The 24,842-nt window shown below is 38.8% G+C and carries 20 protein-coding genes; 12 read left to right on the plus strand and 8 right to left on the minus strand.

The annotated features are described in order from the left end of the window. Window positions 1–8: 8 nt before the first annotated feature. The 4 genes from pheT to CH364_RS00495 all read right to left on the minus strand — a co-directional run bounded on the left by pheT (window position 9) and on the right by CH364_RS00495 (window position 7,797). Window positions 9–2,408 (minus strand): phenylalanine--tRNA ligase subunit beta, encoded by a 2,400-nt coding sequence (gene pheT, locus CH364_RS00480; protein WP_100741681.1) that lies wholly within the window; start codon window positions 2,406–2,408, stop codon window positions 9–11. 42 nt (window positions 2,409–2,450) lie between these two features. Beyond that, the gene (locus CH364_RS00485) at window positions 2,451–4,535 is read right to left on the minus strand and encodes a bifunctional diguanylate cyclase/phosphodiesterase (RefSeq protein WP_100741682.1); all 2,085 of its coding nucleotides are present in this window, start codon (window positions 4,533–4,535) and stop codon (window positions 2,451–2,453) included. Continuing rightward, entirely contained in the window at window positions 4,525–5,769 is a 1,245-nt protein-coding gene (locus CH364_RS00490) for an amidohydrolase family protein (RefSeq protein ID WP_100741683.1), read from the minus strand. The genes CH364_RS00485 and CH364_RS00490 overlap by 11 nt, the downstream gene beginning before the upstream one ends. A gap of 120 nt (window positions 5,770–5,889) precedes the next feature. Further along, window positions 5,890–7,797 (minus strand): RecQ family ATP-dependent DNA helicase, encoded by a 1,908-nt coding sequence (locus CH364_RS00495; protein WP_100741684.1) that lies wholly within the window; start codon window positions 7,795–7,797, stop codon window positions 5,890–5,892. 60 nt (window positions 7,798–7,857) lie between these two features. Here CH364_RS00495 and CH364_RS00500 point away from each other — a divergent pair, with 60 nt between their 5' ends. The 7 genes from CH364_RS00500 to ftsZ all read left to right on the plus strand — a co-directional run bounded on the left by CH364_RS00500 (window position 7,858) and on the right by ftsZ (window position 16,397). Then, window positions 7,858–9,414: an MBOAT family O-acyltransferase gene (locus CH364_RS00500; RefSeq protein WP_100741685.1), complete on the plus strand. Its 1,557-nt coding sequence runs from the start codon at window positions 7,858–7,860 to the stop codon at window positions 9,412–9,414. Continuing rightward, the gene (locus tag CH364_RS00505) at window positions 9,404–10,681 is read left to right on the plus strand and encodes a DUF1574 family protein (protein ID WP_100741686.1); all 1,278 of its coding nucleotides are present in this window, start codon (window positions 9,404–9,406) and stop codon (window positions 10,679–10,681) included. Before CH364_RS00500 ends, CH364_RS00505 begins: the two co-directional genes overlap by 11 nt. 59 nt (window positions 10,682–10,740) lie before the next feature. Beyond that, window positions 10,741–12,447 carry a caspase family protein gene (locus CH364_RS00510; protein ID WP_100741687.1) on the plus strand — a complete coding sequence of 569 codons (1,707 nt, stop codon included), beginning with the start codon at window positions 10,741–10,743 and terminating at the stop codon, window positions 12,445–12,447. 296 nt (window positions 12,448–12,743) lie between these two features. Beyond that, the gene (locus tag CH364_RS00515) at window positions 12,744–13,109 is read left to right on the plus strand and encodes an LIC_10421 family protein (RefSeq protein ID WP_100741688.1); all 366 of its coding nucleotides are present in this window, start codon (window positions 12,744–12,746) and stop codon (window positions 13,107–13,109) included. Between the two features lie 115 nt (window positions 13,110–13,224). Then, window positions 13,225–13,956 (plus strand): cell division protein FtsQ/DivIB, encoded by a 732-nt coding sequence (locus tag CH364_RS00520; protein ID WP_100741689.1) that lies wholly within the window; start codon window positions 13,225–13,227, stop codon window positions 13,954–13,956. A gap of 1 nt (window position 13,957) precedes the next feature. Continuing rightward, window positions 13,958–15,196 carry a cell division protein FtsA gene (ftsA, locus tag CH364_RS00525; RefSeq protein WP_100741690.1) on the plus strand — a complete coding sequence of 413 codons (1,239 nt, stop codon included), beginning with the start codon at window positions 13,958–13,960 and terminating at the stop codon, window positions 15,194–15,196. A gap of 10 nt (window positions 15,197–15,206) precedes the next feature. Then, the gene (ftsZ, locus tag CH364_RS00530; protein WP_100741691.1) at window positions 15,207–16,397 is read left to right on the plus strand and encodes a cell division protein FtsZ; all 1,191 of its coding nucleotides are present in this window, start codon (window positions 15,207–15,209) and stop codon (window positions 16,395–16,397) included. A gap of 61 nt (window positions 16,398–16,458) precedes the next feature. On the opposite strand, the gene CH364_RS00535 is transcribed toward ftsZ, so the two are convergent. Genes CH364_RS00535 through CH364_RS00545 form a run of 3 tightly spaced genes read right to left on the minus strand, consistent with a single transcriptional unit; the run spans window position 16,459 to window position 19,047 of the window. Beyond that, window positions 16,459–17,865 carry a COG3014 family protein gene (locus CH364_RS00535; RefSeq protein WP_100741692.1) on the minus strand — a complete coding sequence of 469 codons (1,407 nt, stop codon included), beginning with the start codon at window positions 17,863–17,865 and terminating at the stop codon, window positions 16,459–16,461. Window positions 17,866–17,882: 17 nt separating this feature from the next. Continuing rightward, window positions 17,883–18,461 (minus strand): penicillin-binding protein activator LpoB, encoded by a 579-nt coding sequence (locus CH364_RS00540; protein WP_100741693.1) that lies wholly within the window; start codon window positions 18,459–18,461, stop codon window positions 17,883–17,885. Window positions 18,462–18,495: 34 nt separating this feature from the next. Further along, a complete protein-coding gene (locus CH364_RS00545) occupies window positions 18,496–19,047 on the minus strand; it encodes a hypothetical protein (RefSeq protein WP_244280376.1) in 552 nt (183 codons plus the stop codon). 166 nt (window positions 19,048–19,213) lie between these two features. On the opposite strand from CH364_RS00545, the gene CH364_RS00550 reads away from it, so the two are divergent. The 3 genes from CH364_RS00550 to ispF are packed head-to-tail and all read left to right on the plus strand — an operon-like array spanning window position 19,214 to window position 21,234. Further along, complete coding sequence (locus CH364_RS00550) at window positions 19,214–19,726, plus strand: hypothetical protein (RefSeq protein ID WP_100741695.1); 513 nt, start codon at window positions 19,214–19,216, stop codon at window positions 19,724–19,726. 21 nt (window positions 19,727–19,747) lie between these two features. Further along, entirely contained in the window at window positions 19,748–20,734 is a 987-nt protein-coding gene (gene nadA, locus CH364_RS00555) for a quinolinate synthase NadA (RefSeq protein ID WP_100741696.1), read from the plus strand. Window positions 20,735–20,739: 5 nt separating this feature from the next. Continuing rightward, entirely contained in the window at window positions 20,740–21,234 is a 495-nt protein-coding gene (gene ispF, locus CH364_RS00560; RefSeq protein WP_100741697.1) for a 2-C-methyl-D-erythritol 2,4-cyclodiphosphate synthase, read from the plus strand. Here the strand turns inward: ispF and CH364_RS00565 are convergent. Next, a complete protein-coding gene (locus tag CH364_RS00565) occupies window positions 21,231–21,686 on the minus strand; it encodes a hypothetical protein (RefSeq protein ID WP_100741698.1) in 456 nt (151 codons plus the stop codon). The two genes, ispF and CH364_RS00565, sit on opposite strands and share 4 nt — an antisense overlap. A 137-nt stretch (window positions 21,687–21,823) precedes the next feature. Here CH364_RS00565 and CH364_RS00570 point away from each other — a divergent pair, with 137 nt between their 5' ends. Beyond that, the gene (locus CH364_RS00570) at window positions 21,824–23,803 is read left to right on the plus strand and encodes a SpoIIE family protein phosphatase (protein WP_100743323.1); all 1,980 of its coding nucleotides are present in this window, start codon (window positions 21,824–21,826) and stop codon (window positions 23,801–23,803) included. Then, complete coding sequence (locus tag CH364_RS00575) at window positions 23,796–24,842, plus strand: carotenoid 1,2-hydratase (RefSeq protein ID WP_100741699.1); 1,047 nt, start codon at window positions 23,796–23,798, stop codon at window positions 24,840–24,842. Before CH364_RS00570 ends, CH364_RS00575 begins: the two co-directional genes overlap by 8 nt.

Below are 24,842 nucleotides of genomic sequence, written 5' to 3' on the forward strand. Positions count from 1 at the left end.
AAGCAAATTTATCGTAAACTGTATCCGTTCTTCTTTGCAACATCTACAAGAGAATCTGAAAGTTCTTTGAATCTGTCCTGTGTAAATGTTTTGTCATAGGACATAAGCCTAAATCGATATGTAACAGATTTTTTACCTTCACCGACAGTTTCCCCTTGGAAAATGGTCTGAACAAATACAGATTCGAGTTCTGGAATTTCCATTGCTTCAACAAGGCTAACAAAGGATTCTGTAACATCTTTTTCGTTCATCAATAAGGAAAGATCCAATTGACCTTGAGGAAAATTAGATGGCGGAACAAAATGTGAGTTCCTACCTTGTTTCTCCCAAACATCCACTAATTTTTCCATGTTGATTTTCGAAATTATGGCTCTGCGTTTTAAATCGTATTCATCCGCATAACGCGTGTGAAGGATACCTAATTCTGCAATCTCAATTCCTTCATAAGAAAGCACAAGTCCTGCATTAGGATGGAAATAATTTCGATTTGTTTTTCCCCATTTGTATTTTGGAAGATTTAAGTATAAAAAAAGTTCTGAGATTGTTTCTCTAACTTGCAAAAATTCTAATTCAACAGCTGTAAGATCATTTGGTTTGTTTTTGGAAAGAGAAAGGATAGACATCCAACGTCTCTCTTCAGCAAGTTCTGGTCCCTTTCCTTCTTTATGATAAGTTCTACCAAGTTCAAATAAATTAACTGATTCAAATCTGTCTTGGTTTAGTTTTGCTTGTTTGATTAGGCCAGGGTATAAGCTATTCCTAAGTAACGAATGTTCGTCGGGCATTTCATTTGCAATTTTTAAAGACGAACTTTCTTCTTTTGATTCTAATTTAGAATCACTAGGGGAGGCAAAAGAATAATTATAAACTTCATTAAACCCCACTTCTAAAGCGAGGAAGTTTTTAACTCTTCTTTCTAATTCGCGTAATGGATTGCGAATTGGTGTTTCCACTGCCATTGAAAGTGCTTCAGTTTTGATGGATGCGTAACCGATGGTTCTTCCAATTTCTTCTACAAGATCTTCGGGAATGGTAACATCGTAGTTTTGTCTAAACCTAGGAACCAAAACGGATAATTCTTCTTCTTTGTTTGTGACTTTAAACCCAAGTCGGTTTAAGATTTCTGTAACTTCACTTTGTGAAATGTTTTTTCCTAATTTATGACGGAGAAAACTAAGGTTTGTTTGAATGGTAACCGATTTTGATTCTGTTTGGTTGAATCCTTGTGGTTCATAAACTTTGATATTTGGATTTCCGTTTTCTTTTAAAAGTTGTACAGCCCGTTTGATGACAGGCAAACAAGTGAAACTGTCTAAACCTTTTTCATACCGAACTGCAGATTCGGTGCGGATATTTGTTTTACGAATTGTATAACGTACGTCTTCTCTTTTGAAGATAGCCGATTCCATTACTAAGTTTTTTGTAGAATCTGTAACCGCAGATTCTTTTCCTCCCATCACACCAGCGAGAGCAACAGGATCCTTTCCATTTTGAATGAGAAGTAAATCTTTTTGTAATTTTGGCGTGGTATCATCTAACAAAGGAAATGAGTCACCATCTTTTGATTTTACAACTGAGAAGGTTGTGGACTTTAGTTTTTCACGATCAAAAAAATGTGTAGGTTGGCCAAGTTCTAACAAAAGATAGTTGGATACATCCACAACATTGTTAATGGAACGAATTCCACATTTTTCAAGTCTAGATTTGATTTTAGTATTCGATGGAGCGATGTTTACATTTTGGATGGAACAAACATAATACGCATGTGCATTGTCCGATTTTTCTACAACTAAACCTTCATTACCCGATTCCCATTTTGTATTTGTTTGGAAAGGAAAATCGTTTAAAGGCAATTGGAGTTGAGATGAAAGTTCCCTTGCGAATCCAAAATGATTCCATAGGTCTGGTCTATGTGTGATAGATTTATTATCAATTGTGAGAATGGTATCTTCCCATAAAAAAAGTTTGCGTACGGAGATTCCAAGACTGCTGTCGTTTGGAAAAATCAAAACTCCCGAAGATTCTAAAGCGAGCCCTAATTCTTTTTCTGAACAATACATCCCTTGGGAACGAACTCCCCGAAGTTCCGAATCTAAAATTTCTTTTCCGTCGAGTTTGGTTCCTGGCAGTGCCAGAGGAACAATGTCGCCGACCTTTACATTTGTGGCGGCAGTGACAATTTGGTAATCTTTTGAACCATCTGTAGCTATGGTTGTGGAAAGTTTTTCCGCATTGGGATGTTTTTCAAGTGATTTGATTTTGACTGTGATAACTGACGATAGGTGAACTTTAAATTCTTCCACATCATCTATTTCGCAAATGGATGTATTAATTTTTTCCAGAACCTTTTCAAAAGGAATCTGGGAGAGCGGGGTAAAATCGTTTAACCAATCAACTGAAAGTTTCAAGTGAAATCCTTAATTGATAAAAACGGTGGGAAAGCGGTCGGGTCAATCCGAAATTCCAAGTTCTGTCTTCAGAAAATGTAGACAATCCTCGGAAGTCATCGGTTTTGCAAAATAAAATCCCTGAATGAGATCCACCCCACTTTCGGCAAGTAATCTGACTTGTTCCTCAGTTTCTGCACCCTCTGCCACAACACTCAAACCAAGGTTATGTGCCAAATTGGAAACCGCATGAATGATTGTTTTGGAATCTTTGTCGGAAGTGATTTCAGAGACAAAGGAACGATCAATTTTTAATGAGGAGATCGGAAGTTTTTTTAAATATCCCAAACTACTGTATCCAGTTCCAAAATCATCAATTGCAATTTTGGCTCCGAGTTTTCGGATTTCTTGCATGGTGCGAACTGCTGCATCTGCATTTTCCATAACCGAACTTTCAGTGAGTTCCACTTCCAGGTCATGTGGATCTACTTTGAATAATTTTAAGTTTTCGGCAATCGTAGAGATGAGTCTTTCGTGTTTGAATTGTTTGGTGGATATGTTAACCGCCATAGAAACATCACTGATCCCTTCGTCTTTCCAAAACCTCATGGTTTGTATGGCTGACTTAATCACCCATTCTCCTATGGCAAAAATCATCCCAGTTTCTTCAGAGATCGGGATAAAAACATTGGGAGAAATTAGACCACGTTCTGGATGACGCCAACGAATCAGTGCTTCGACGCCGACCGGTTTTTTGGTATAAAGATCGATTTTTGGTTGGTACATCAAAGTAAATTGATTTTCGATGATGGCAATTCGCATTCGGTTTTCTATTTCTAATCGTTCTGCGACTACTGTTTGGAGTTCTTCCGTAAAAAATACATAACAGTTTTTACCTTGAGATTTTGCTAAGTTGAGTGCACTGTCCGCATTTTTTAGAAGTGTGTTAGAATCTTTTCCATCTGTTGGATAAAGTGCGATCCCAATTGATATGTTAACAAAGATTCTTTCTCCATCGATCACAAATGGATGGGTCATCGCATCCAATATAGATTCAGATATGACAGCTGCATCACGTTCGTTCGAAAGATCGGGTAATACAACGGTGAACTCATCTCCACCTTGTCTACTAATCAAATCATAAACTCGTATACTTTCACGAATACGGTATGCTACTAATTTGATGATTTTATCACCAAAGTCATGACCACGAGAATCATTGATGATTTTAAAATTATCTAAATCGATGGCAAGGATTCCAACAAGGTTCCCATGCCTTCTTGCTTCTTCAAAGATAGGAAAAAGTTTATCTATCAATGAGTTTCTGTTGGGTAGGTTTGTGAGTTGGTCAAAAAAAGCTAAGTATGCAATTTTTTCTTCGGCATGTCTTCTTTGTGTGATATCAAGAAAGGCAACGGCAAGTCCAAAGTTTTCGAGAGGAATGGGAGTTGCTAAAATATCAAACCAAGTGATTTTTTCCTCTTTGATTAGGCCAATTTCCAAATTTCGAATCACTTCTTTGTGACGAAGGGCCCGCATTAAACTGGAATTTCTTGGATAAATTTTATTTCCATTGGGTTGGATGAGAGTGTATTTTCGAATGTTTAAAGTTCGATTTAAAAGTTCTCCATCTTGGATGTTAAAATAGGTTCTTGCAGTTTTATTTGTTTCTACAATTTTCCCTTTTTCATCGGTGATGGCAATTCCCATCGGAAGGTTGTCAAAGATAGATTTGTACTTTTGTTGTTGGAGGAGGAATTCGAAGGAAATGTCCTTTTGGATAGTAACGTCTCTATCAAATCCAAGAATTATTTTTGATTCACGTAATGGGATGAGTAACCAAATGATCCACACTTCTTCTTTCGAATTGGTGACCAAACGATTTTCGAAATTTACAATATTCGGATTCTCACCCAAACTATCAAATGTGTATTTTGTGTTCTCTTTGTCGTCTTCGTGGGCAAAGTCAACAATGGATTTACCTACAATTTCTTTTGGTTCAAATTCTAAAAACCTAGCAAATCGTTCCGTAACAGAAATAAAATTTCCTTCCCAGTCTAGAACTTGAAAGCTATTCGGATATTCCGCAAGGAGTGACTTAACGGTGAGACCAGAGAGAATTTTACTGCCTAATGGCTCATTTTGCATGTATTTCTTTGCCTAAAAAGTAAACTGCCTCAATGGATCCAGGAAAACTAAATCCTTCAAAGGGTGACCAGCCGGACTTACTTTTAACCATTGATTTTTGAAATTCAACTGGTTTTTTTAAATTTAATACAGAAAAGTTAGCCGCATAACCTTGATTAATGACACCTACCCCTTTTCCAAATTGATTCGGTAAGTAGGGTGCGACAAATTCTCCGGGGTTTTTGGAACATATTGTTGCTATGGTCTTCATCGGAATGTTTAATTTGAGTATCATATAGGTTACAAATAACCCATAAGTGTCGAGTTGGGAGATCCCACTGGTTCCTTTTTGTTTTTCTTCAATGGAATGGGGCGCATGGTCTGTTGCTAAGTAATCAATATGTCCCTCTAAAATTCCTTTGACCATAGCTTCGCGGTCTTCTTTGCCACGAAGAGGAGGGTTCATTTGAAACCATTTGTGATTGGTTTCTGTAAGCATATCAGTATCAAACATCAAATGAGTCGGTGTCACTTCACAAGTCACATTCACTCCTCGTTTTTTAGCTGCGATGATTTTAGAAAGTCCGTCTTTCGTCGAATAGTGACAAAGTTTACCTTTGAGGTTGTATTTTTCGATCAAATACAAAGCAAAATCTGTAGCAACAGTTTCTGCTTCTTTGGGACGTCTTGATTCGTGTGTGGGTTGTGATTGGTTGGCAATCAAAATCTCTGGATCTTCACAGTGGAAGCTGATGTCTTGGCCCGCATAGTGTTTGATCACTTCTTCTAAAGATGCATTGTCATGAAAAAATAATTCGCCAATAGAAGGTCCCATAAACACTTTATACGGAACTTTTTTTGCTAGTGGTTTTGTATGAGGGCCAATGCCTGCATACAATGTAATATGAATGGGTGCTTTTTTGGTGAGCGCTTGTTTGGCGGCGTAGGATTCATCATCAATAGGAGGAACGGGATTGTTTGGCATATCGGCCACATGGACCACGCCACCATTGATGGCTGCATTTCCGGCTGAGATAAAATCTTCTTTGTAAGTATGTTTTCCGCTCACATCTTCTCTTGCATGAATGTGGATATCACCAAAACCAGGAAAAATCACCGAACCTTCTGAAAACTGATGAGCATCAGGATCAATTCCGTCTTTCACTCCTGTGATGAGTCCGGTATTCGAATCGAATTCGATCGTTCCTTCAAATTCTCTTTCGTGAGTAACGATCTTCCCTGCAATTTTTTCCATTTTGCCCCTATGAATCTGCAGATTCTAAGAGACATGGAAAGTTTCAAGGGAATTTACTTTGGATTCGAGAGTCTAGAACCCTGTTCGCAAGTTCCGATTGTACGAAAAAAAATTAGGATCTTAGTCCCACTTGGATAAGATTTCGATAATATCATTTCCAAATCGTTCTACTTTAGCAGGACCTACACCTTTTGTAGCTTCTAGTTCGGAAAGGTTTTTCGGTTTTCTTTCGGCAATTCGTTTGAGAACTGGATTTTGAAATACCATAAACTTTTTCCATTTGAGTTGCCTTGCCTTACGATCTCGGTAATTTATAAGTTCTTTCAAAATTTGAGAATGGAGAGTGGGTGGTTTTTTTAATTTTAATTGTGAAGAATTCGTATTATCAGAGTTAGATGAGGAAAGTTTGGATTTGGTTTTAGCAAAATTAGGCAAATATAGTTTTGGATATTTGGCCCCGGCGACCAAAACTTTTTTTTCTTCTACCCAGGTTTCTAATTTTGCCACCACTGCTTCTTCGGGAATCCCATCCAACTTTCCATGAAAGGGATTTCGTTCCATTCGGTACCTGAGTACATCTTTTGTACGTTTGCCCACAAGAGTTTTAGCAATGATGGTTTTTCCAAATACAGCCGGATGTTCCTTTAAAAAATTCTGAATGGTTTCTTCTTCCCAATCGGAAAGGGGATAATCTCTTTTTTCATTTTTCTTTTGGATTTTGGCAGCTTCCGATTTTAAAAAATGAGTTCGATGGAGATTGGTTCCTACCTCAGTGCAGATATCACAACTTCCACAAGGAGAAATGGTTTCACCAAAATAAGAACAAAGTTGGACTTGCCTACATTCTTCTTTGTTTGCATATTCCTTAATGTATTTTAGAAGAGTATCTCCCCCTTTGAAGTTGGTTTCCTTGGATATCATAAAGGCTTGTGTCGCCACATCACCAGCCTTAAAAAACAAAACACATTCCGAACCAAGTCCGTCTCTTCCAGCACGACCTGCTTCTTGGTAATAGGCTTCGAGAGAAGCTGGAACTTGGTAATGCACCACCAAACGAACATCAGGTTGATCCATTCCCATCCCAAAAGCATTGGTCGCAACAAGGATCGGTACTTTTCCTGAAGAGTAAGCATTTTGAGTTCGTTCTCGGATTCCATCGGTCCTGCCAGCATGATACTTTCCGACAGAGAATCCAAAATCTTTTAAGAGATCATAAACCTCGTCAGTTTTTTTCCTTGTGGCACAGTAAACAATGCAACGGCCAGGAAATTTCCTTCCATCCTTCCAAGGTTCTAAAAGTTCAATGAGCCTATCCGCCTTGTCCCTTTCTGCAGCAGGATATTCTACACTGAATTTTAAATTGGGTCTATAAAAAGTGGAAAGCACCACGTTCGGTGATTTCATTCCAAGGGCTGCTTGTACATCAGTCTGGACTTTTGTGGTGGCTGTGGCAGTCAGAGCAAGGATTGGAAAATTGGGGCGAGGATGGCGTTCTCGCAAAATATGGATTTGGCGGTATTCGGGACGAAAGTCATGCCCCCATTGCGAAACACAATGGGCCTCGTCGACTACAAGGGCAAATAAATCAAGTTCCCGAAAGATCCTTAAAAATCCATTGGAAAGTGCCCTTTCTGGAGAAACGAGAAGGACTCGAATTTCTCCTTTGACCGATTTGGCAAGAATCGTCATTTGTTCGACTTCATCTTGGGTGGAATTACAAAACGCCGCAGGAATCCCTTTGGCAAGCAAACTCTCTGTTTGGTCTTTCATCAGAGCAATCAGCGGAGATATAACTAGCGTTAGTTTGTTTTTTTGAATGGCCGCAGGAAGTTGATAGATGAGTGACTTTCCGGCACCTGTAGGTAAAATGGCCAAGGTATCTTGTCCTGTTAACACAGAACGAATGGCCTCTTCTTGGCCCGGGCGAAATTCCGAAAAACCGAATTTGGTTTTGAGTTCCGAACGTAGATCCAAGGTAACTCTCAAGTTTTCTGCAAATCCGAAAGGGTCAACGATAAGATTCCCCATTTTAACCTCATTTTTTCAATTTTACAGAATCGAGTGACCCGGAAATTGTAACGAAGACCGATGCTTTTTAATACCTTTGTCTTTTTGTTATTTTTTCTTATCGTGTATTCGGTTTTTTTGGGATTCGGATGGTTTGCCGGAAAACAAAAATGGGCATACCGTGCACAAAACCTATGGTTACTCCTTGCATCTTACTTTTTTTACGGGTGGTGGGAGTGGTTTTTTTTAACCCTCATCCTTGTCAGTACCATCATTGACTACTGTGCTGCCATTTTGATTGAAGGGACGGAAAACCAAATCCGTCGTCGCCTCTATCTATCAGTTTCCATTGTTGCCAACTTGGGCCTTCTTTTTACAATGAAGTACTACGATTTTTTCGCAGTGAACCTCATTGATTCCTGGAACCAATTGGCTTTGTGGATGGGTTCCACAGTTGCCGCCGATTCGAATACATACTTGTTAAGAAATATCATTCTACCGGTGGGAATTAGTTTTTATACCTTCCAAACCATGTCTTATACGATAGATGTGTTCCGAAAACAAATCAAAGCGGAACGTGATTTTTTTGACTTTGCTCTTTTTGTGAATTATTTCCCACAACTTGTGGCAGGTCCCATCGAACGCGCAGCGGACCTTCTTCCCCAATTGAAACAACCAAAATTCCCCACTTGGGATGGAGTACAAAAAGGATTGTATGATATCCTTCTTGGTTACTTTATGAAGGTCTTTGTTGCGGATAATTTATCCACATACGTTGACCAAGTTTTCCTTGCTGGAAAATCTCTTTATACACAAAATCCAGACATCATCCAAGCCATGGATGGATCCCAAGTGTTTGCTGGTGGGTTTTTATTTTTAACCCAAATTTATTGTGACTTTGCTGGTTATTCTTTTATTGCCCTCGGTATTTCGCGACTTCTTGGAGTTACGCTGACTGTAAATTTTGAAACTCCAGAATTTTCCAAAACACCAACTGAGTTTTGGAATCGATGGCATGTAACACTGAACAGATGGTTTCGAGATTATATTTATATTTCACTCGGTGGAAGTAAATATGGAAAGTTTGCTCAGTACAGAAACTTATTTATTATTTTCTTTTTGTCTGGGCTTTGGCATGGGGCCAATTGGACCTTTATCACTTGGGGTTGTTTGCAAGGTGTATACACCATTATTTACCTGGTGGCTTTTGCTAAAAAGAAAGATGATAAATCTGATGTTACAGAAATCACAAAACCTTCGTTACTTGAAAGAATCCAAGGTATTCTTTTGGGAACGTTTTCTAGAGTGCTCATTTATACGCTCGTTGTTTTTAGTGCCGTTGGGTTTCGTTCTTATGATGCCAATATGATGTTTCTTTATATGAAAAAATTCTTAATGGTTTGGGATTGGGATCTAAACCCGAATAATAACATTAAGAATATGTTTGGTCTTTTTGAGGAATATTTTAAAATATTTTTACCACTTCTCATCATCGATGGAATCACCTATTTCAAAAAAGAAAGGTATTGGGTTTTTGTATCTCACCCACTTGTTCAAGTTTTTGTTTTGTTTTTTATGGGATTTCTCATCCTCACCCGTGGAGTTTTTGGAAAGGAGGTAATCTACTTTGCGTTCTAAATTTTTAGGAATAGGGATTACCCTTTTATTGTTTTTGGTTTTGGAAATTGTAGTTCGATTCACTGGAATCCACTATTTGGAACAACCGGAAATTTTCTTTGTCAATTTAAAGAAAAACTTTGTGGAATCGGGCAAAGGCGATGCCGAGATTATTGTGTTAGGTGATTCACGTTCAATGGCTTTGGCTGGATATCCAAAACAACCAGATATTGAGTTTTCTGTTTATAATCATAGTTTGCCTGCCATGGGACCCAAATACTACCGTTTCTTTTTGGATAAGTATTTAAAAAAAGGAAACGCCAAACCAAAAATGATTTTGTTTGCCGCATCACCTAAACTCTATGCGACGGGATACGGCCCTCCACTTTATGATCCTGATGCAAAGGCAGTCAAGGAAAACGAATCCGTATCTGAATACCTCAATCGAAGATGGAATGAAGGCATAAAAAAGAATTTTTTTCGAACTGTAACTCCTTCAAATATTATCAGTTACAGCGGAAAACAAGAAGATGCAAATCAAATCCTTTGGGAATTTTTTGGTCATCGTTATCTTCACCAGTTTACATTTTCCGAATTATCAAACCAGTATTCTGGTGTAGAACGTTTGTATATTCTTTCTAAAGCAATGCCGCTTTTATACGAATCTTACAGGTTTCATGGAGCCATTCGAAATGGTCTAAGTTTATCCAATTGGAAAGTGGACAAAAATTACAAAGAACGATCTCTCTTTTGTGAGGCTTGTGAAAATGTGGAAGCTGGACTTTGTAAACCTTCCTCTTCCCAATTAGAAGACAATCGCACCATCGAAGACCAAATCACTCGTCATTTCGGAAAGTATAATATTTCTAATCGATTGAAACCAGAACTTGTTTTGTTTTCGAAAGAATTGATTCGTAAAGAATTGGATGCAGAGTTAAAAAATCCAATTCCATATGTATACCGCAAACCAGACTTTATCGTATTAAAAGAACTGATCGAATACACTCGTTCCCAGGGAATCCAATTTGGTATGATCTACATGCCATGGATTCAGGAAAAACAAGAATCCAAGGAGTCGAAAGACCTACTTACCGATTTAAAACTTTTTTTTAGAGAGAATCCAGATTCTGGACTTTTTTTCTTTCCCGATTCTTCTTACCCTGCGGAGAGATTTGTAGATAATATCCATTACGATTGTCGAGGGGAAAAACGGGTAAACGAAGAATTCCGTAATTTTGTTCTTCCGCAAGTGTTTCGTTTTTTGCATTCCAAACAAAAATCCAATTGATTTCCGATTTCCGGCGTTGGAGAATGAAGCACTCCATCCGGATAAGAGGAAACCCAATCATGTTTTCGTTTCGAAACATATTTGTATGTATTCTATCAGCCTATCTCATCGGATTACCGGTGTTTGGCCAGAACCGTTATGCGTTGTTCATTGGAACTAATTACAAAGGGAACACTGCAAAAATCCCTGAGTTGAATCTCTGTGAAGCAGACGCAAACTTCTTAAAAGAAAAAATCCAAAAGAAAGGAAACTTCAAGGATATCAAAGTCCTGTTAGGTTCCATGGTCACTCGTGACAATGTCAAAAACGCCATCACCCAATTGGGGAAAGTCGTCGGCAAAGAGGATTCTGTTTTTTTATACTTCTCCGGTCATGGAATGTATATGAAAGATGCGAAAGCAAAAAATGGAATGCGTAACTATCTCATTTGTTACGATCGCCCGCATATTTCGGATGAAGAACTAAACGAATTTTTAACAGAAATCAAATCCCAAAAAACAGTCCTCGTGATGGATTGTTGTTATTCGGGTGGGATTGCTAAAAAAGGAAAAAACACCCGGGGCGCCGCAGAAATCCCGATTGCCCAAGGAAATGACGGAGTGGTTCGACAAAATGCTGAAGATTATTTTTTCCAAGATAAAGCAGTCATTTCTTCCTCAGACGATGACCAAACTTCGATCGAAGTCGGAGGAACCATCAATCATGGGATCTTTACTTATAACTTTGGAAATGCCTTAGAAAAAGGGGATTTAAACAAAGACAGTGTGGTGACAGCCCTCGAAGCCTTCTTTGTTGCCAAAGAAGAAACGGTAAAGATGGCCCGCCAATTCAACCACGAACAGACCCCGCAAGTTTCAGGGAATGCCGCAGGGATCTTTTTATCGGGTTCACCCAAACCACAAACCCCTCCGCCCAAACCACCGAATGTTGTTGTAAACGTTCCCATCACACCTGTAGAAACAACGACGCCAAATACAAATAACACCACAACTCCTCCTGTGGCACCGGAGCCGGAACCAACACCTGCCAACGAAACGACAGTTGTCATTCCTCCAATCGTGGAAGAACCACCGGCACCACCTTCTGTCACTACGGGAAGCATTCTCATTCGTACCTCCATCATCAAAGACAAGTCTTATGGGGGAGCGGCTACAAAATCGCCTTACGATCTTCTCAACAAACAGGGAAAACTAAAATCTTCTCCAACAGAAGACAAAGTAAGATCGATCAAAGTCCTTGTGGATGACCAGGAATACAGCTCTCAAGTCACAACAGAGAAATCAAAAATCTGGGGATCTGTGACCAAAAATGGAACTCTCATCCAGGGAGATATCTATAATGTAAAAATCGATAACCTTCCTGCAGGTGTGCACCAAATCGAAATCAGAGCAGATAAATACCCGATTTATAAAACAGCTACGGCAGTTCTCCCCAAACAGACTGTGACTGTGGATGCGATCAACTCCATGGATGGATTTGGAGCGATTCGGGGCCGTGTATTTTATAAAACCTTAGACAATCCGATCGAAAAACATCCCATCTATATGCCGACAGTGGTTTCCACAAATCAGATTTTTAAGGTCACCACAGACAAAGATGGCTACTTTTGGTTTACCAACTTAAAACCGGGAAAATATGAAATCCGAGCTAGTTTCATGGAAGAAATGAAATTAGAAAACTCAGAGATTCAAGTCCAACCGGGAGAAGTGACCAATGTGGACATCATCCTCAATAAAAAATTGAGTTATACAAAAACAAAATACTGATCCAATTCCTGGACCTGGGTCCCAAAATTTTGACCAAGCCCTCCTCGGAGGGCTTTTTTATAACCTTTACCAATCTTAAAATTCTCCTTTTCAGCTATTTGCAGCAATGATTGATTAAATTTAATCCTATTTTGATTAATATTAATCCATTTTTCAAAATTTTTCCTTTTTTTGCCCTCGAATGAGGAAATTCTTCATAATTTCCGATTGAATTTAATCCTTATGGGGAGATTCTTAGAGTCATAGAATACAAATAGGGAATCGGAAAAAGAGGTTCCCACTCTAGAGAGGATCACATGAAAACAACAAAGATTATCGCAACAGGGATCTTGGCAATGGGGCTTGCAACAGCAAATCTCCAAGCTTTAGATACAAACGAAAGATTAGAGCTTTTGGAGTCTGCTATGATTGAACAAGCAACAACTCCAGCGCAAAAATCTGCCGTTTCGGAATACCTTGCGAATGTCGCAAAAGAAAAAGTAGAAATGGCTCAGGCACTTCGTGACAGAGCAGGATCTACTCGCGGTGGTAAGGCTCTTAGCCAAATGAACGAGAAGAAAGAACTTCTTCGCCGTGCAGAAGCTCTTGAAAAAGAAGCCAAAAAATACCAAACTATCTCTATGGACCTTCATGCAGGTTCTATGCAGGTAGCACAAAACTAAGCACCTCAAACCTTACGTTTGAGAATTGCGAGAAAGGTCAGGTTCGCCTGGCCTTTTTTTGTACCCTCATGATAAATGCTTTCCAAGCAGCTTAACTATGTGACATAATCAATATATGGTTGACACCCCCCAAGAAATCAAAGAAAAACGATTTGGGCGCGTGGTTCCCATCCTGTTAGTTGCTTTGGGCCTATTGGCTTTAGGGTTAATCTTTCGTTGGGGTAGGCCAGTGAAACCGGTGGTCCGTGTGGAATGGGAAGGCCTTGTGGCGCTCACTCCTCCCGAGGTATTTACCTATTTGGGAGTGGATCCGGAAAACCCAAGGATCGGGGATTGGAAGGATTGGGAGAAACAACTTTCTGTTCATCCAAGGATTCGAAAGGTTCGGATCACAAGAGACCCTGATGGATTTTTGATGATCAATGTACAGGAGAAAGTCGCCGAATTTGTCATACATGTAGGAAGTTCCCTGTATGAAGTGGATGAAGATCTGGAAATAATTTCCAGAGATCGAGTGTTAGCTAATCATCTAATTGTGATTAGTGGTCAGTTCACTGTTGGGGAAAATAAACTAGAAGGCAGACAGATTTTTGATATCACTAAAGAAATGCGTTATGCTCTTTCCTCTTATCCTGCTTTAAGATCAAGAATCTCCGAACTCGTCGCAGAACGTGACGGAAATTACACTATGTATTTAAAATCACCAAACACTATGAAAGTGTATTTAGGTGATAAATTAGAACTGAATGTTTTTCGTAAATTATACGCATCATTAGCTTATATGGAAGCTGAATCTGTAAAAGCTGTTTCTATCGACTTGAGAGGGGAAGACGCAGTTTATCATTGATATGACTTATGATGATGTACCAATCATAACGGCCTTGGATTTAGGTTCCTCACTAGTTAAAGTTGTCATCGGGCGACTTCTAGGGGAACATGAAATCGAAATTATTGGAACTGGAGTTTATCCTTCTGCCGGTATCAAAAATGGTTCCATTGTTAATATTGAGACCACTACAAAGTCCATCATAGAAGCGTTTGGCGATGCTGAACTTATGGCTGGTCAAGAAGTGAATACCGTTGTGGTCAACGTATCTGGAAAATCAGTGTATGGATTCAATGAAAAAGGAATCATCGCAGTGACTAACAGAGAACGAATTGTATCTGAAACCGATATCATGCGAGTTGTGGAAGCGGCACAAGCTGTACATGTTCCCAACGATCAACAAGTCATTCATGTGCTTACAAAAGAATTCAAAGTTGATGACCAAGTGAACATCAAAGATCCGATCGGGATGACAGGAGTTCGTTTGGAAGCCGAAGTACATATTGTATCTTGTGGGAATACAGCACTAAATAACATTGATCGTTGTGTGGAACAGGCTGGTCTTTTGCAAATGGACCGAGTGTTATCAAGTCTTGCTTCTTCAGAAGCCATCCTTACCTCTGGCGAAAAAGATTTAGGAACCGCAGTCATTGACATTGGTGCGGGAATTTGCGATATCATTATCTATGTGGATGGGGGAATCGCTTTTTCTTCCGTGGTTCCTTTTGGTGGATTCCATATCACTAGCGATATTTCCATTGGTTTAAAAACAACTGTGGAAACAGCAGAAGTCATCAAAAAACGATACGGCCATACGCGCATTGATATGGTTGATCCCACAGAGAAATTTGAAATTCCATCGATTTCAGGTAGGCCAGCTCGTTCGGTATTTCGCCAAGAACTTGTGGAAATTTTAGAACCAAGGGTTCGCGAAATTTTAGAAATGATAGATCATGAACTTGTTCGTTCAGGATTTAAGTCAAGTTTGGCGGGAGGAGTCATCCTTACAGGTGGGACTTCCCTTTTGCAAGGGATTGAAGCTACTGCTGAGGAAGTATTACGCCTGTCAGTGGGTCGTGCGAAACCAGCAGGGCTCAGCGGCCTTGTGGATAAAATTTCTAGCCCTGAATATGCAACTGCTGTTGGTCTGATTAAATATAGTTCCAAAATACAAAATTTAGAACAAAGAAACATGCATTCCGGATCTGATTCCGATGGATGGATGAAAAAAGTTCGTCGTTGGATGGAGAATAATCTCTAAGGATAAGTAAATGTTGTACCTAGAAGAAGAAAAAACAAGCCCTGCTATTATCAAAGTCATTGGAGTTGGTGGAGGCGGAATGAATGCCGTCACTCGGATGGTACACTCAAAAATGACGGGTGTTGACTTTATTGTGATGAACACCGATGAACAAGTATTATTAAAATCTCCAGTAGAAGTAAAAATCCAATTGGGTAACAAAGTCACTCGCGGGATGGGTGCCGGCGGAGATCCAGAACTCGGTGAAAAGGCAGCTCTTGAAGACAAAGAACGAATTATATCTGCGCTGAAAGGTGCTGATATGGTTTTTGTCACTGCAGGGATGGGTGGCGGAACGGGAACTGGGGCTGCACCCATTATTGCTGCCATTGCCAAAGAACTAAAGTGTTTGGTAGTCGGTGTGGTGACAGTTCCTTTTTCCTTTGAAGGAAAACGCAGAGCAGAACTTGCGAAACTTGGAATTGACCAACTTCGAGCAAATGTAGATACACTCATCACCATTCGTAACGATTCTATCTTTCAAGTAGTAGATAAAAATACACCTGTGGATATGGCATTTCGAGTGATCGACGATATTCTGTTAAATGGTGTTCGTGGGATCAGTGACATTATCAATCATCCAGGAATCATCAATGTAGACTTTGCTGATGTAAAAACCATCATGAAAGATACGGGAGATGCAATTTTGGGTGTTGGGGAAGGTCGTGGAGAAACTCGTGTGAGTGAGGCCGTTGAACAAGCCATCAATAACACTTTGTTAGAGGATTCAAGCATCCAAGGTGCAAAGTCTCTCCTCATCAACGTAACTGGGGGAAATGATTTGACCATCCATGAATGGAATGAAGTTTCACAAATCATTACGGCTCAAGCCGATCCCGATGCAAATATCATCATTGGACTCAATGAAGACGTTTCACTTTCAGATCAAATTCGAGTCACTGTGATTGCGACCGGATTTAACAAAAAAGGAAAACAATACCAAAGAGAACAAAAGGCAGTGGGTTCAGAAGAATCGGTTTCTCCTATGGTTTATATTAGAAAATCAGAAGAAAAGGATTTGGGGTTTGGTAAAGAGCAAGATTCTGTCCGAAGTATCCGTCAAACGAATCGTGGTTTTTCTTCTCAGAAACAATCCTCCCCATTTCAAAATTACGGAGAGGATTACGACATTCCTGCTTTTTTAAGACGAAAGAACGATTAGAAGTCAAAGCTTAGACTGACTGATTCACACCAATTTAGTGAGTGAATCAGTCAAATTGGTGTTAGTTCGAATAAGAACGTACTGAAATAAACAGAGGTTTGTCGGCCTCAACTAGAAGTTTTTTCGGTGCTGCTGTCACAACGGATCCCGGTGATTCTACTTTAAAATCATATTCTCCTGGTGCGAGAAGGATTCGTTTGACTTGGAAGTTGGCAGGGATAGTCCTCCAACAACGTAGGTCAGGGGCAATGGTTTGTGAAACAGCAAGGCCTGCCGCCGCACCAGCCGCCACTCGAATTAATGATGAAACCAAATCATTGTTTTTGTTTTTCCCACCTGATTCAATGGCGCGTGCCATGGCCTCCGATGCAATCACTGCAGCTACTATCTTTACAGCTAAAGAAGTTAAATTCTTAGTGATGAGAGCTTTGTAATTTTCATTGAAGTTGTTCATTGCTGTTTCGGAGTAGTTGTTCATGATATCGGAATAACCAACATCCACACCGTTAATATAGTATTTTTTGGGAAGGGAACCTTTCGGATCCCTTTCTTTATAAATGGGAATGGGATTTTCTGCAATTGAAAGTGCCGCAATGGCACCAGTTAACGAAGCTCCGGCTCCTTTGGCGAAAAGTCCTTTTTCCACAGCACCACGGAGGGCAGCAGCAAAGTATTCATCTTCAATGAGTTTTCCCCTAGACATTTTGATCGCCGATTTTCCTGCTTCGTGAATGATGACTACCTCAGAAAGTTTTTCATTTTCTGGAGAGATCCTTTGCATCGAACGATTGTAAGCTTGTAAACTAGAACGTCCGGCTGCATATTTTGTTTGGTCACCGGAATCCCCTTCTTTAACAGCTAACAGGTATCTGTCGGCAGATAGATTTTGGCTTTTCCCAATGAGTTGTTCCATGTTTTTATACTGGACCCTTGCATCATTGTATCTGCCAAGACTTTCAGAAACATAGGCATCAATCAAACGAGCAGCGTTATTTTGCCTGTAATCGGGCGCTAAAAAACGCATTTCCTTTAATTCAAAGTCGAGTCTTCGAAAATAAATTTTTGCGTTGTTTGTGTCACCTTGCAGTAGGTAATTGTTCGCAATATAGAACTTAATCATTACCCTTTCAAAATCTTCTCCGGTGTAGTTGGACTCGTTGTCGGAAAGAACAAACGAAAGACCAGACCTTGTCATACTAACTTTGATATTGTCTGCTAAATCTTCTGCTTCTTTGAAAACTTTATTAGAGGTAACATAATCACCTTTGGTATGAAAAATCATACCAGCTTCCATTAAAAATAAAAGTTTATCTTTGTTAGAGGATCCTTCGTAAAGGTCTCTAATTTTGGGAATGGCAGAGTCGTAGTCCTGTCCGTAATACGCCGATTCGGTTGCTTTGATGATTTTGTTATAATCACTGGCGCAACCGAGAATAAAAAGAGAGAGAAAAAGAATGGTTTTTTTCATGGAACGACAGGTAGCGATTACCAGCTAACCCCTTTGTTTCCTCGAACTGCTAATTTGCGATAAGAAACTTTTTCAGACCAAACAGCGATTGTGGTTTCTACTTCGACAAGTTCAATGTTGATAGATTGTTCTACAATTTTTTCACCGTTGGATGTGAACATGTTTTCGTTGATGTCACAACGAACAAAGAAGTTGGGTGATTTTAATTTTCCAATAGAAAGGCGATTGGAAGTGAGACCGGACAAACTGAACTGAATTTCGTTGAGCGACTGTTCTCTCGTTTTGGTACGAACTGTATAAATTTTGCTTTTGATGAGTTTGGAAACAAAGGCATTGTCAAAAAGTTCTGTTTGGATTTGTTCTGAAGTATCGTTACGTGTTGGGAAGTGAGCAACAAATACACCTTCTTCATGTGGGTTTTCTTTAAAATATTCCCCAATTTGACCTGCGAGTTTATCAGCAGCTTTCACCAATTCCTGGCTGGTAAGCCCACCTGAGTCGGAGATATAATCATCAGCATTGTCCAGTCGTTTGGGACTGCTACTGCATTGGAATAAGAATCCTACTAAGAGAAAGGAGAAAAGAATTTGTTTCATAACCCCATTTATATGGGGGTGATCAAGTGACTTGTCAATTCCAAAAATCGACTTTCAGTTCTTCTTGTTTTGCACTGCGGTATGAAGTTCTTTCTTCTTCGGACATTTCTAATAATTCCCTAGCATAGATTAACTCGACCACTTTCTGGAAAAACATAGGACTTTCCCAGGTCTGGATTTCCCATTTTTCTGTTTTGTAGAGTTCCTCCTTTTTCCTAAGAAAAATTCGTTTACGTTCTCTTGCATAACTGTAGGGATTTTTCTGAATATAATCTTCCAAATACGAGAGAAGCCAAACTGGCGGGGTTGTAGGGTGTTTAGGAAAAATGAGATTGCGAATCACAGGAGGAAAAATTTCCTCCGATAAACGATTCACGGCTGTTAGTTTTTCATAAGAAGAAATTCCTTCGTTTTGTTCTAGTTCCAAAGTTTTTTCCTTCCAATTCATAAAAGCCACATATACCGCGTAAAGAACATGGCCTCGTTCATCTGGAAAGGTTTCCAACAAATAGGCATAAGTTTTTTCCCGATCCCCTTTCCAGAGATAGGATTCTTTTCCACGTAAGGTTTCTAAAAAATCACGCAAATCGGAAGGATAACCTGGTCCTTGTAGAACCTCTGGTCGATTTTGTAACCTCTGCCAATAGACCTCAGAATGTGAATCGAAGGATGATTGTTTGGGATCTGAGTTCGCTTTTTTCTGAAAAAGGAAATAGACAAGACCAACCAAAAGGAGGGAAAGTAGAATCAGTATGAAAAGGAAGATGGTAGTTTTCTTTTTGTTAACAGGCATTGTCTTTGTGGCAAATGGTTGTAAAAAACAATCGGACGAAGATTCTGATACGGAAGTTCTTAGTTCGATCCTTTCGCAGGGGAACGCCATTAATTCCGCATGTCAAAGATTTATTTTATCGGAAACAAATTGTGTGGCGGTGGCAGATTCTAGTCTGGCTGTTTGTACTACTCTTTCTTCTCGGCTGAAAGGAGAAATCCTCCCACAAGAATTGAGTACTGATGCTGTAGCTATTTTATATTTTGATTGTTTTACAAAAGTCAATTTAGCTTACAATTTTGCTAAAGGATGCAACCAAAATTCTTTTAATTCCAATTCTGATTATCGCAGAGTCCAAAGGACAGGAACCTCACAAGCGGAAATTTCCTTTCGAGAAGCTTTTAATCAATGTGCATCTTTAGAGAATGCAATTCCACCGGTAGACTCCGGACTTCGAGAAACTGATACAGTTCTTCGTTCCGATCCGTTTTGATATCCACATAAGGAGTGTTATATGTCACTTGTTACAAAAGACCAACTGGTTCAAAAACTTAATCCGATTTATCTTCCTCACGAAATTGAAGAACGAATCCTTCCTTTGGCGGAAGAAATTAACCGTCTCAAAAAAGAAAAAAATGCTGTAATCCTAGGTCATAACTATATGACTCCGGATGTTTTCTGGGGAGTGTCCGATATCATTGGAGATTCTTTGTATCTTTCTAAAATGGCAAAGGAGACTACAGCTTCAATGATCCTTTTTAATGGGGTTCATTTTATGGCTGAAACTGCTAAAATTTTATCTCCAGAAAAACGAGTGCTGATTGCGGATCTCAAAGCGGGATGTTCCCTTGCGGAAGCCATTACAAGAGATGATGTCAAAGCACTCAAAGCCAAATACCCTGGAGTTCCTGTTGTTACGTATGTCAACTGTTCGGCGGAAGTAAAAGCAGAAACGGATGTATGTTGTACTTCGGCCAATGCCTTACAAATTGTAAATGCAGTAGAAGGCGACACAGTCATTTTTCTTCCTGATGAATATTTAGCTGGAAATGTTCGAAACCAAACTTCCAAAACAATCATTTCGCATCCTGGTCGTTGTATGGTTCATGAAATGTACACTCCAGAAGATATACGTTCCGCAAAACGATTGTTTTCTGGAAATTTAACTGTCATCACTCATCCAGAATGTCATGAAGATGTTGTGAAAGAGGCTGATTTTTCGGGTTCAACTTCACAGATGGTTGATTTCATTCGTCAAAGCAAAACAAACAAAATTATGCTTGTGACAGAATGTTCTATGGGTGATAATCTACGTGCAGAATTTCCAGAAAAGGAATTTGTATCCACTTGTCAAACTTGTCCTCATATGAAAAAAATTACTTTGGAAAAAGTAAGAGATGCACTTTTGAAAGAACAGTTTGAAATCTTTTTAGATGAAGAAGTGATTCGTCTTGCTCAAAAGTCAGTCAATCGTATGTTAGAATTGAGTTATAAAAAGTAGGACTTATGTTTAGAGTTGGAAACGGAATCGATTTTCATAAATTAATCCATGAACCTTTTCGCCCATTGATACTTGCCGGTGTTGAGGTAAAATCAGAATTTGCATTTCTTGGTCATAGTGATGCAGATGTTATTTTGCATGCTGTGGCCGATGCCATTTTGGGTGCTTTGGCTTTAGGTGATATTGGGGTTCATTTTCCTGATACAGACCCTCAGTATAAAAACATGAAATCCTCTCGGATCATTGATAAGTGTTTGGAACTGATGCTTGAGAAAAAGTTTAAACTAGTGAATATTGATTGTACTTATGTGGGTGACCATCCAAAGATCAACCCCATTCGCGCAGAACTCAATGCTTCTTTGGCAAATATCACCAAATTACCGTTAGACTGTGTGTCCATAAAAGCCACTACGTCCGAAGGGATGGGATCATTGGGACGAAGTGAAGGTGTGATGGTGATGGCTACTGTTCTACTCGAAAGTACAAAGGAAAAATCTTAGAACAGATTTTGTCTTCCATCGGCAATGTAGTTTAAGTCTGCATTGCTAAAAAATAGAAATAAAAGTTTAGAAAGGGTGTTGGGTTTGGTTTCCAATTCCCAGGTTCCATGAATACGAACGCCGTTCTGGATGGGTTCGATTTGGAAGGATTCTTTCAGGAATTGGTAGTGTTTGAAACCTTCAGTTGTGATTTGGAATTCAGAGTTACCTTGTGAGTTAGCGACCGTTTTCGTACATTTGACCACTTCGCCCATAACTTTAGTTTCCCAGGTTTCGCCAATCACGGGTGTGCGAAAGGATTTGGGCTGAAACGAGTCATATAGAACTTTTTGCACTTGTTCTGGTTTATTTGTGATTTCCCAAACTCTCTCAACTTGCGTTGTACTTTGTCGAAATATGACTAACGCAAAAACTAAAACAAAAACACCAAACACACGAAGATACCAAATCATATCTCCATTGAAAAATCTATTGCCTAGGGATCGATTGAAATTTATTTTTCTCCTACCGAAGGGAAACTTGCGGGAGGGTTTTGTCACTGCACTCAGGAAGAGAAATATCATCGAAACGTGTCTCGGGATTGGTGCAAGTGTACCAACGCGAGTATCATTTATCACGCCATACCAATCCCTTTCCGGAAATTTTAGATGATATTATCTACAATCGAATTCTAAAAGATCCTAATTATTGGATCTCTCAAGATTTGGAAGATAAAATCATTCAAATTATTTCACAATCTCTCGACATTTCTGGAATTTTATACCACCTAGGAACAGAGAGTCTCATTACAAATGCCTATGATTTATTGCCTCTAGATGATTCTCGTATTGATTTAGAAGAGATGATTCATCGTCTTCCCATTTTAATAGGTCGACTAACGCGCGTAGTTTATTTGAATCTAAAAACAATTTCTAATCATAAGGTTTTATTCGTTTTTAAATATTTACCTGAATACCAAGAGAAGTGGTATGATGCTGTCTTTTTTCAGGGAATGTTGAATGGCCTTGCCGTACTTTTTGAACTTAAAGAATTTACAATTCGGATGACCAAAACAAAACTTTTTGGAATTCACATTTCTCATAAAGAACTGGGTGAAGACATTCAATTTGGTGCTGATTCCAATGAATACGAATTGGAATGGTCTGAAGACAATTTGTTTTTATCACGTTCTCGTTTAACAAAAGATGATGTCAGTAATAGACATAGAGTGATGGTAACTTCTCGAAGTGATTCGCAGTTAGAAGAAATTTCCATTGTTGATGTAAAAGATGTGGTCCGAAGGTCTAGAGAACTTGCCATTGAAAACAGAGATTTAGAAGCAGCGGTTGAAGTATTAAAATCTTTCAAACAAGAGTTGGAAAAAAAACAACTTTCTATGGCAAAAGACTTACGACTTGCAAAAAACATTCAAAAAGGATTAATACCTGAAATTATCCCCGATTGGAACGGGATCCAGTTTTGGACGGGATTCACTCCGATGCAAGAAGTGAGTGGAGATTATTATGATTACTTTCCATATCATAATAATAAGTTAGGAGTGGCTGTCTGTGATGTATCGGGTCACGGTGTACCTGCTGCCTTTATTACAGCATTATCTAAGTTATTGTTTTCGAATTTCAAAAAAACAAAACCCTCTGAAACTTTTAAACTCATCAATAGAGAGCTTTTGGATTTAGTAAAACAACAGGGATACACAACTTGTGTATATGTTTTGATCCATGATAATTATAAAGTAATTTATTCTGTTGCCGGACATCCAAGACCCATTCTTTTTAGAGCCGAAACCAAACGAGCAGAAATTTGCGAAGGTGACGGAACCTTTCTTGGAATGTTTCCTGATGCAGGTGATACATTTCAAGATTTCCAAATTCAATTAGAACCTGGTGATAAATTGTTTTTATACACCGATGGTCTTACGGAAGCAGAAAATGACAAAGGAGTTCAATATGGAGAAACAAGGTTAATTCAAATCATTGAATCTTGTGTTGATAAATCCATTCAAGAAACTGTTGAATTCATTTTATCGAACCATAAAGAGTTTACAATGGGAACTGATCCAATGGATGATATCACTCTTTTGGGTCTACAGTTATCTCCCCGTCTTGATGAGTTTAATGTCATAAAAGCGAAAGGAGATGAAGCGTATCGAAATAAAGAATATAAAGAAGCTTTGTTTTCTTATGAATTGGCACATCAGATTTTACCACGTGAATTAGAGACCCAACTTTTTTATGGGAAAGCACTCGCGTATAATGGGAATTATGAAAAAGCAATTTCATTGTTAGAATCTTATAATAAATTTAAAACCAACCATTACAAATCACATTCAATTTTGGGTTATTGTTACTTTCAAATGGAAATGTTTGATAAAGCAGAGATTGAGTGGAAAAAAGCTCACTCCATCAATGATTCCGATTTATCTAGTTTGTATAACTTGGCCCAATTGTATCGAAAATTGAATCAAAAGAGAAAAATGAAAGATGTGATTGAAAAAATGAAACGAATTGAAGAATCCTATCTTCATATCCTTCCACTTGAAAAAAAGTGGGAGTCTTTGCCTGATGAATAAAATAAAAATCTTAATTTTATCGTTTTGTTTTTTTCATTTTAGTTTTCCAAAGGATCATACTTTTCATTCTGATTTTGGATTGGAATGGTGTTACTTTGTTGGACATTTGGAATCTGCCTCAGGGAAACAATTCGGATATGAATTGTCGTTTTTTCGATTAAAGTTTTTAAACGATACTGATTGGAACCCGGAAGTATTTCCAGTCCACTTTGCTATTTCAGATTTTACGAACAAAAAACACAGAACTTCTCAAACCATAAAACGAACAATAGGTGATCTTTCTGGGTATTCAGATAAATCTATTTATAGTGGTGATTACCACTTTCAAATTATTTCCAAGGATAAATTTCATATCAAGGCCAAGTCAAAATCAAAAGATTTAACTTTGGATTTGGACTTGGAAGGGAATGGAAAGATCCTTGTACACGGAAAAGACGGGTTATCCATTAAATCAAATACAAATCCAAGTATATTTTCGTATTACTATAGTTATCCGAGATTAAAATCAAAAGGAACTCTTTTTGTCGATGGAAAAATTGAAACTATCACTTCAGGAGATTCTTGGATGGATCATGAATGGAGTGAACGGAACGCAAAATCAATTCCTAGTTTGGCAACTGGAGAAACTGGCTGGGATTGGATTTGTTTGTCAGACGAAGTGGGTGGCGATTATGTGTTTTTTAGATTTCGTGAATCTCCAAAATCTCCGCCAGAGATTTTTGGGACTTATCGAAATCCAAAAGGTAAGGTTACCTCTTGGTCAAAACCAGGCCAGATCCAAATGGAGTCCATTGGCTCCTTTTGGAAAAGCCCGGATACAAAAATTGAATATCCGCTTCATTGGCAGATTCGATACCCAGAAGGTGAATGGTTGGTTTTTCCCATTTTCAATGAACAAGAGTTTGATGGAATAAAGACAACATCTACAATTTATTGGGAAGGTGGGGTGGAAGCGAAAGATCCAATTCAAAAAAAGTCTGCTAAAGGATATTTAGAATTGAAAGGTTATAAAAAACCGAAAGAGTGGTGGGAGTTCTAG

This window comes from Leptospira harrisiae (assembly GCF_002811945.1).
Lineage (GTDB): Bacteria > Spirochaetota > Leptospiria > Leptospirales > Leptospiraceae > Leptospira_A > Leptospira_A harrisiae.

What these genes read in the sequence shown, in the direction of transcription:
- CH364_RS00565 (WP_100741698.1), bottom strand. Translation starts at nt 21,686, where the DNA reads ATGATTTGGTATCTTCGTGTGTTTGGTGTTTTTGTTTTAGTTTTTGCG.
- CH364_RS00550 (WP_100741695.1), top strand. Translation starts at nt 19,214, where the DNA reads ATGAAAAGGAAGATGGTAGTTTTCTTTTTGTTAACAGGCATTGTCTTT.
- CH364_RS00540 (WP_100741693.1), bottom strand. Translation starts at nt 18,461, where the DNA reads ATGAAACAAATTCTTTTCTCCTTTCTCTTAGTAGGATTCTTATTCCAA.
- CH364_RS00510 (WP_100741687.1), top strand. Translation starts at nt 10,741, where the DNA reads ATGTTTTCGTTTCGAAACATATTTGTATGTATTCTATCAGCCTATCTC.
- ispF (WP_100741697.1), top strand. Translation starts at nt 20,740, where the DNA reads ATGTTTAGAGTTGGAAACGGAATCGATTTTCATAAATTAATCCATGAA.
- CH364_RS00495 (WP_100741684.1), bottom strand. Translation starts at nt 7,797, where the DNA reads ATGGGGAATCTTATCGTTGACCCTTTCGGATTTGCAGAAAACTTGAGA.
- nadA (WP_100741696.1), top strand. Translation starts at nt 19,748, where the DNA reads ATGTCACTTGTTACAAAAGACCAACTGGTTCAAAAACTTAATCCGATT.
- CH364_RS00515 (WP_100741688.1), top strand. Translation starts at nt 12,744, where the DNA reads ATGAAAACAACAAAGATTATCGCAACAGGGATCTTGGCAATGGGGCTT.
- CH364_RS00490 (WP_100741683.1), bottom strand. Translation starts at nt 5,769, where the DNA reads ATGGAAAAAATTGCAGGGAAGATCGTTACTCACGAAAGAGAATTTGAA.
- CH364_RS00500 (WP_100741685.1), top strand. Translation starts at nt 7,858, where the DNA reads ATGCTTTTTAATACCTTTGTCTTTTTGTTATTTTTTCTTATCGTGTAT.
- CH364_RS00535 (WP_100741692.1), bottom strand. Translation starts at nt 17,865, where the DNA reads ATGAAAAAAACCATTCTTTTTCTCTCTCTTTTTATTCTCGGTTGCGCC.
- ftsA (WP_100741690.1), top strand. Translation starts at nt 13,958, where the DNA reads ATGACTTATGATGATGTACCAATCATAACGGCCTTGGATTTAGGTTCC.
- CH364_RS00520 (WP_100741689.1), top strand. Translation starts at nt 13,225, where the DNA reads ATGGTTGACACCCCCCAAGAAATCAAAGAAAAACGATTTGGGCGCGTG.
- CH364_RS00575 (WP_100741699.1), top strand. Translation starts at nt 23,796, where the DNA reads ATGAATAAAATAAAAATCTTAATTTTATCGTTTTGTTTTTTTCATTTT.
- ftsZ (WP_100741691.1), top strand. Translation starts at nt 15,207, where the DNA reads ATGTTGTACCTAGAAGAAGAAAAAACAAGCCCTGCTATTATCAAAGTC.
- CH364_RS00485 (WP_100741682.1), bottom strand. Translation starts at nt 4,535, where the DNA reads ATGCAAAATGAGCCATTAGGCAGTAAAATTCTCTCTGGTCTCACCGTT.